General features: G+C 73.7%; 7 protein-coding genes. 4 read left to right on the forward strand and 3 right to left on the reverse strand.

Features of this window, described 5'->3' with window-relative positions; all coding sequences use genetic code 11:
* Together ABZ914_RS44895 and ABZ914_RS44900 are read left to right on the forward strand one after the other, a co-directional pair.
* Positions 1-482: helix-turn-helix domain-containing protein (locus ABZ914_RS44895; RefSeq protein WP_500200812.1), on the forward strand; the 482-nt coding region annotated here is incomplete at its 5' end.
* Between the two features lie 118 nt (positions 483-600).
* Positions 601-1,074, forward strand: a complete 474-nt coding sequence (locus tag ABZ914_RS44900) for an SCP2 sterol-binding domain-containing protein (RefSeq protein ID WP_500200813.1) — start codon at positions 601-603, stop codon at positions 1,072-1,074.
* Here ABZ914_RS44900 and ABZ914_RS44905 read toward each other — a convergent pair.
* From ABZ914_RS44905 to ABZ914_RS44915, 3 genes are all read right to left on the reverse strand, one after another.
* Positions 1,068-1,907: a MerR family transcriptional regulator gene (locus ABZ914_RS44905; protein ID WP_500200814.1), complete on the reverse strand. Its 840-nt coding sequence runs from the start codon at positions 1,905-1,907 to the stop codon at positions 1,068-1,070. The two genes, ABZ914_RS44900 and ABZ914_RS44905, sit on opposite strands and share 7 nt — an antisense overlap.
* A gap of 140 nt (positions 1,908-2,047) precedes the next feature.
* Positions 2,048-2,842, reverse strand: a complete 795-nt coding sequence (locus ABZ914_RS44910) for a family 1 encapsulin nanocompartment shell protein (protein ID WP_190868034.1) — start codon at positions 2,840-2,842, stop codon at positions 2,048-2,050.
* Complete coding sequence (locus ABZ914_RS44915; protein WP_500200815.1) at positions 2,839-3,831, reverse strand: Dyp-type peroxidase; 993 nt, start codon at positions 3,829-3,831, stop codon at positions 2,839-2,841. The genes ABZ914_RS44910 and ABZ914_RS44915 overlap by 4 nt, the downstream gene beginning before the upstream one ends.
* A gap of 187 nt (positions 3,832-4,018) precedes the next feature.
* On the opposite strand from ABZ914_RS44915, the gene ABZ914_RS44920 reads away from it, so the two are divergent.
* Both ABZ914_RS44920 and ABZ914_RS44925 read left to right on the forward strand, forming a co-directional pair.
* Positions 4,019-5,236, forward strand: coding sequence for a zinc-dependent alcohol dehydrogenase (locus tag ABZ914_RS44920; protein ID WP_190868032.1), 1,218 nt, complete (start codon positions 4,019-4,021; stop codon positions 5,234-5,236).
* 29 nt (positions 5,237-5,265) lie between these two features.
* Positions 5,266-5,598 carry a DUF2795 domain-containing protein gene (locus ABZ914_RS44925; protein ID WP_190868030.1) on the forward strand — a complete coding sequence of 111 codons (333 nt, stop codon included), beginning with the start codon at positions 5,266-5,268 and terminating at the stop codon, positions 5,596-5,598.
* Positions 5,599-5,685 lie beyond the last annotated feature (87 nt).

The raw sequence follows: 5,685 nt of genomic DNA on the forward strand, positions 1-5,685 counted from the left end.
TGGGCGGAGCGGACCAGGGAGGCGAAGCCGAACGCGCCGGCCAGGGACAGCACGGCGCCGGCGGCGACGCGGGTGCCGATGCTCTTGGGATCGAACCGCCCCGCGAGGGGCCGATCATCGCCGCCGAGCACGCGCCCACCCTCGTGGTGCTGCGCCACCGCGATCTCGTCGAGCATTCCGCGCGGCGCCGGCTGAATCCGCTGCTGCGGCTCCGGCCGAATCGCCGCACGCAGTATGCGCGGACGCTCCAGGCGGTGCTGGAATGCGGATTCAACGCCTCCGCCGCGGCGGCCCGGCTGCACGTCCACCCGCAGACCGTCCGGCTCCGGCTGCGCAAACTCGACGAATTGTTCGGCCCCGAGATCCACGACCCGTCCCTGCACGTCGAACTGCTGATGGCGCTGCGCCTCTGGCTCGCGACGACCCGCCCCGACGGCCAGCCCGACTGGTTCGAGAACGGCCTCGAGAGCCGGCGCGCATAAACCATCGAATGGGTGAGTACCGTCCCTCGCGATTCCGTCTCCGGTGCAGTTATCCGGCGGTCGCTGAACTGGAATCGTCGGACCGGTGAAAGCGCCGATTCGACCGGAGGGGAACGCCATGAGCGAGACCGTGCCCGACCTCGGGGACGCCGAGCAGCTGAAGGCGATGCTGGAGGACGTCGCCTCGCCCGAGCAACTCCGCGCGCTGCTGGACGCGCCCGGCGTGGACGACGAGACGATCGACGGCTTCATCGCGGCCGTCGGCGCGGAGGACGTCCTGGACAAGGTGTTCGGCCTGATGGGCGAGCACTTCGTCGCCGAGCGCGCCGGGAACGACGGCGGCGTGGTCCGCTGGGACGTCACCGCGCCCGGCGGGACGCTGTCCTACGGCCTGTCGATCCGCGACGGCGCCGCCATCGGCGAGCGCGGCGCACCGGCCGGCCCGAAGGTGACGCTCACCCTGTCGGCGCCGACGCTGCTGCGGCTGTGCGCGGGCCGGCTGAACGGCGTGGAGGGCTTCATGACCGGCAGGATCAAGCTGGCCGGCGACATGATGTTCGGCGCCAAGCTGCCCGGCTGGTTCGACTACTGACCGGCCCCGCCCGCCGCTCCGGCCCCGCGCCCGGCCTCCGGGCGCGGGGCCGTCCGCGTGCGGCGGGCGTCCGGCGCCGGGGGAGTGAGGCCCATGCTCTCGATCTGCCGGGCGAACTCGGCCTGGATCTCGGCGTGCAGAGAGCGGGCCAGCAGCCCCTGCACCGCCTGCATGCCGATCGGCCGGAGCCGCCGGATCACCTCGCCGACCTCGCGGACGTCCCGGTTCCCGGACCGCGCGTCCAGCCCGGCGTGCTCCACGGTCAGCCGGACGAACTGGCGGGCGATGGCGTCCACGTCGCCGCGCAGCCGGCCGGCGATCTCGAAGACGGCCTCCAGCTCGATGCCCGCCTCGACGAGCTCCGCGCCGACCTCCAGCAGCCGCGGGCTCGGCACCTCGTACTCCTCGCCCGTCCACCGGATGAACTCCAGCTCCTCCGCCCGCCCCAGCTTCGGATAGTCGGCGGGCGTCTTGCCCTTGAGCGCGTCCTCCGGGATCTCCGGGTAGAACCGCCGCACGACCTGCGCGAGCGTCATCCGCGCCGGCTCCTCGTCCGACCACGGGTCGTGGATGACCCGCTCCAGGCCGAGCAGGTCGGCGAGGTTGTGGCCGCGCTCCCACGCCGACAGCATCTCGCCGATGCTGGCCAGCGTGTAGCCGCGGTCCTTGAGCCGGGCGATGAGGTGGATCCGCGCCAGGTGGCTGTCGTCGTAGAAGCCGACCCTGCCCTTCATCCGGGGCGGCGGGAGCAGGCCGCGCTCCTGGAAGCCGCGCACGTGCCGGACCGTGGTGCCGGCCGCGCGCGCCAGGTCGTCGATTCGGAAGTCAGCCATGCCCGTCTCTTCGAGTCGGCGGTCGAGCTCCTCATCGTACTCACAAACGCTGGCGCGGTTATCCGCGGTCCATTGAGTCATGGACCGCGGATCCACGGCACATTGCGCGCGGTCGAGACGTTGCGCGCGGTCGAGACGGGTCAGCCGAGCGCGACCACGGCCTCGGCGGTGTACGTCAGGAACGTGAACGTCTCCTGCAGGTAGAGCCGGACGCTCGTCGCGTCGTGGGACTCGTAGCCGACCGACAGGTCCTGCCCGACGCGCAGCTCGAAGTCGCCGCCCCGGGTGGACAGCAGGAACGCGCCGGTGATCGCGGGCGCCCAGACGATGTCGCCGCTGACCAGCCGGGCCAGGTGCTCGTGGATCGGGTAGCCGTGGTCGGAGGTCTCGTTCACCGCCGTGTAGGCGTCCGCGCTGAGCGCCAGCGAGTACGGGCCGTCCACGCCCGCCAGCCGCAGCGCCGTCACCGCCCGCGCGACCGCGTTCGGGTACTCGCGCGGCTCGTCCGGCAGCGCGATCGCCGGGTTGGCGGACGCGGCGCGCAGCCCCTCGATGCCGGCCGCGGCGTACCCCTCGAAGATCGCGCGGTCCTCGGCGCGGGCGATCAGCCGGGCGGCGTCCTTGGCGGGCTGCCAGTCCGGGTCCTTCGCGCCGCGCTCCACGTCGTCGACGTCCCGCCGGTCCACGGTGAACGGCACCCGCAGCTCCACCAGCGGCCGCGCCCGCCGCACGTGCGCCGCCACGCCCTCGGCGGGCGCGTCGATCGGGTCGAGGTGCCCGGTGGTGACGGCCGCGAGCGCCACGCCGCCCGGCTCCGGCACGTCCACCAGCCGCCGCCCGGCGAGGTTGCGGGTGACGGTGCGGCGGATCTCCGCCTCCAGGTCGTCCCACGCGGCGGCGGAGATCGGGGCCAGTTCGCGGTGCAGGTTGTTCAAGGTGCGCTCCTCTTCAGGTCGCCGATGCCCAGGGATCCGTCGTCGCTGGGAAGCGGGGGCGGGTCGTCGAGAAAGTCGGCCGTCGGGACGTGGAACAGCGTCCCGGTCACGGCGGTCGAGAAGTCGAGCAGCCGGTCGTGGACGCCGGGCGGGTCGCCGAGGAACATGTTCCGCAGCATCTGCTCGGTGACCTCCGGGGTGGCGGAGTAGCCGATGAAGTAGGTGCCGAACTCGCCGTCGCGCAGGTTCCCGAACGGCATGTTGTCGCGCAGGATCTCCCGCTCCTCGCCGTCCGGGCCCGTGATCGAGGTGAGCGCGACGTGCGCGCCGGGGGCCTTCATCCCGTCGGGGATCTCGATGTCGGACAGCTTGCGGCGGCCGACCGCATCCTCCTGCTGCTCGACCGTGAGAGCGTTCCACGCCCGCATGTCGTGCAGGTACTTCTGGACGATCACGTAGCTGCCGCCGGCGAACCCCGGGTCCTCGTCGCCGATGACGACGGCGGCGCGGGCGTCCTCGCCGGTCGGGTTCTCGGTGCCGTCGACGAAGCCGAGCAGGTCGCGCTGCTCGAAGTAGCGGAAGCCGTGCACCTCGTCCCGGACGGTGACGGCCCCCGCCAGCCGCTCCATGATCTGCGCGGCCAGCTCGAAGCAGAGGTCCATCTGGTGCGCGCGGATGTGGAACAGCAGGTCGCCGGGCGTGGCCGGGGCGGTGTGCACGTCGCCGCGCAGCGCGGCGAACGGGTGCAGCTCCGCGGGGCGCGGGCCGGAGAACAGCCGGTCCCAGGCGTCCGAGCCGATGCCGGTGACGCAGGTCAGGCCGCCGCCCGGCACCCGGAAGCCGACCGCGCGGACGAGCCCGGCGAGGTCGGGGAGCAGCTCGGCGACCACGGGCTCGCCGCCGGGGTCGACGGTCACCACGAGGAAGATCGCCGAGCCGGTCAGCGGCCCGAGCACCTGCTGGGACGCGCCGGCGCGGGGGGCGCTCACCGGCGGGCCCGCGCGGGCCGGGACGGACGTGTCATGGCCGACTCCTGACGTGGTCGCGGTCTGCGGCTCACCATTATCCGGTGCGGGTCGGGCGAGCCGGACGGCAGGTGTCTGCATTGTCCATGTTTGTCCTGTGACCTGCGGGAAGGGCGGACGGGAACAGGCCCCGCGAGGGAGGAGCAGAGCCATGAGGGCAGTGGTCTGGCACGACGTCGGCGAGATCAGCCTGGACGAGGTGCCCGACCCGGCCGTCCGCGACCCCGAGGACGCGGTCGTCCGGATCACCGCCAGCGCGATCTGCGGGACGGACCTGCACTTCGTCAGGGGCACGATGCCCGGCATGGAGCCGGGCACGGTCCTCGGCCACGAGGCCGTCGGCGTGGTCGAGGAGGTCGGGCGGGACGTCCGCAACTTCGTGCCCGGCGACCGCGTCGTCATCCCGTCCACGATCGGCTGCGGCCGGTGCTCGTACTGCCGCGCCGGGTACTACGCCCAGTGCGACGTCGCCAACCCGAACGGCCCGTCCGCCGGCTCGTCGTTCTACGGGGGGCCCCGGTCGACCGGCCCGTTCGACGGCCTGCAGGCCGAGTACGCGCGCGTCCCGTACGCGCACACCAACCTCGTCGCCATCCCGCCCGGCGTCACCGACGAGCAGGCGCTGATGGTCAGCGACATCCTGCCGACCGGCTGGTTCGGCGCGCGGCTCGCCGAGGTCGGGCCCGGCGACACCGTCGCGGTGCTCGGCGCGGGCCCGGTCGGGCAGCTCGCCGTGCTGTCGGCGCGGATCCAGGGCGCCGGCCGGGTGTTCGTCGTGGACGGGCACGCCGACCGGCTGGAGACGGCCCGGCTGCAGAACGCCGAGACCATCGACTTCAACACCGAGGACCCGGTCGCGGCCGTCACCGACATGACCGGCGGCATCGGCGCGGACCGCGTGATCGACGCGGTCGGCGTGGACGCCGAGAGCCCCGCCAGCGGCCCCGCCGCCGAGGCGATCACCAAGGAGGAGCGGCGCGAGTTCGAGCGCGAGCAGGCGCAGGCCGCGCCGCGCACCGGCCAGCACGGCGCGCAGTGGCGCCCCGGCGACGCGCCCGGCGAGGCGCTCCGCTGGGCGGTGGACATGGTCGCCAAGGCCGGCACCATCGGGATCGTCGGGGTCTACCCGCCGCACTTCACGAGCTTCCCGCTGGGCCTGGCGATGAACCGGAACCTGACCGTCAAGGCGGGCAACTGCAACCACCGCCGGTACGTGCCGGGGCTGCTCAGCCGCATCGCCAAGGGCGGCGCCGACCCGACCACGATCCTCACCCAGCAGGCCCGCCTGCCCGGGGTCATCGAGGCCTACGAGGCGTTCGACCGGCGCGAGCCCGGCTGGACGAAGGTGGCGCTGGAGGTCGCTGGATGACGGCCGGCCGCGACAGGGGGGAGCACACCATGAAGATCGCCGACACGAGACGGGTCGAGCAGCTGCTGGGGGACCTCGCCTTCCCGGCCAGCAAGGAGAGGATCGTCGAGCACGCGCACGCCGAGCGCCCGCTGAGCGAGGAGGAGCGGGTGCTGTCGTCGCTGCCGCTCGGCACCTACGGCAGCGCGGCGGAGGTGCTGCGCTCGCTGCCGGTCGACCCCGACCCGGACCGCACCCCGGCGGAGCAGGCCTACCAGCGGCGGCACCACAACAAGCCGGGCCTCGCCGAGCACATGCGCGACACCGAGCGCCCGCCCGTCCAGGACGAGCTCGGCGACGAGGGCCCCCACTGGCACCCCTGACCCGCCGCCCGTGAGCCGCCACCACCGCGCGGCGGCCCGGTAAGGCGCCGCGCCCGCGCTCACCGGCCCGCGCTCACCGGCCCGCGC

Origin of the sequence: Spirillospora sp. NPDC046719 (assembly GCF_040645715.1) — a bacterium.
Classification (GTDB): Bacteria; Actinomycetota; Actinomycetes; order Streptosporangiales; family Streptosporangiaceae; genus Spirillospora.

Excerpts from the sequence above, each read along its gene's own strand:
- ABZ914_RS44900 (WP_500200813.1), top strand. The coding sequence starts at position 601 with ATGAGCGAGACCGTGCCCGACCTCGGGGACGCCGAGCAGCTGAAGGCG.
- ABZ914_RS44905 (WP_500200814.1), bottom strand. The coding sequence starts at position 1,907 with ATGGCTGACTTCCGAATCGACGACCTGGCGCGCGCGGCCGGCACCACG.
- ABZ914_RS44925 (WP_190868030.1), top strand. The coding sequence starts at position 5,266 with ATGAAGATCGCCGACACGAGACGGGTCGAGCAGCTGCTGGGGGACCTC.
- ABZ914_RS44920 (WP_190868032.1), top strand. The coding sequence starts at position 4,019 with ATGAGGGCAGTGGTCTGGCACGACGTCGGCGAGATCAGCCTGGACGAG.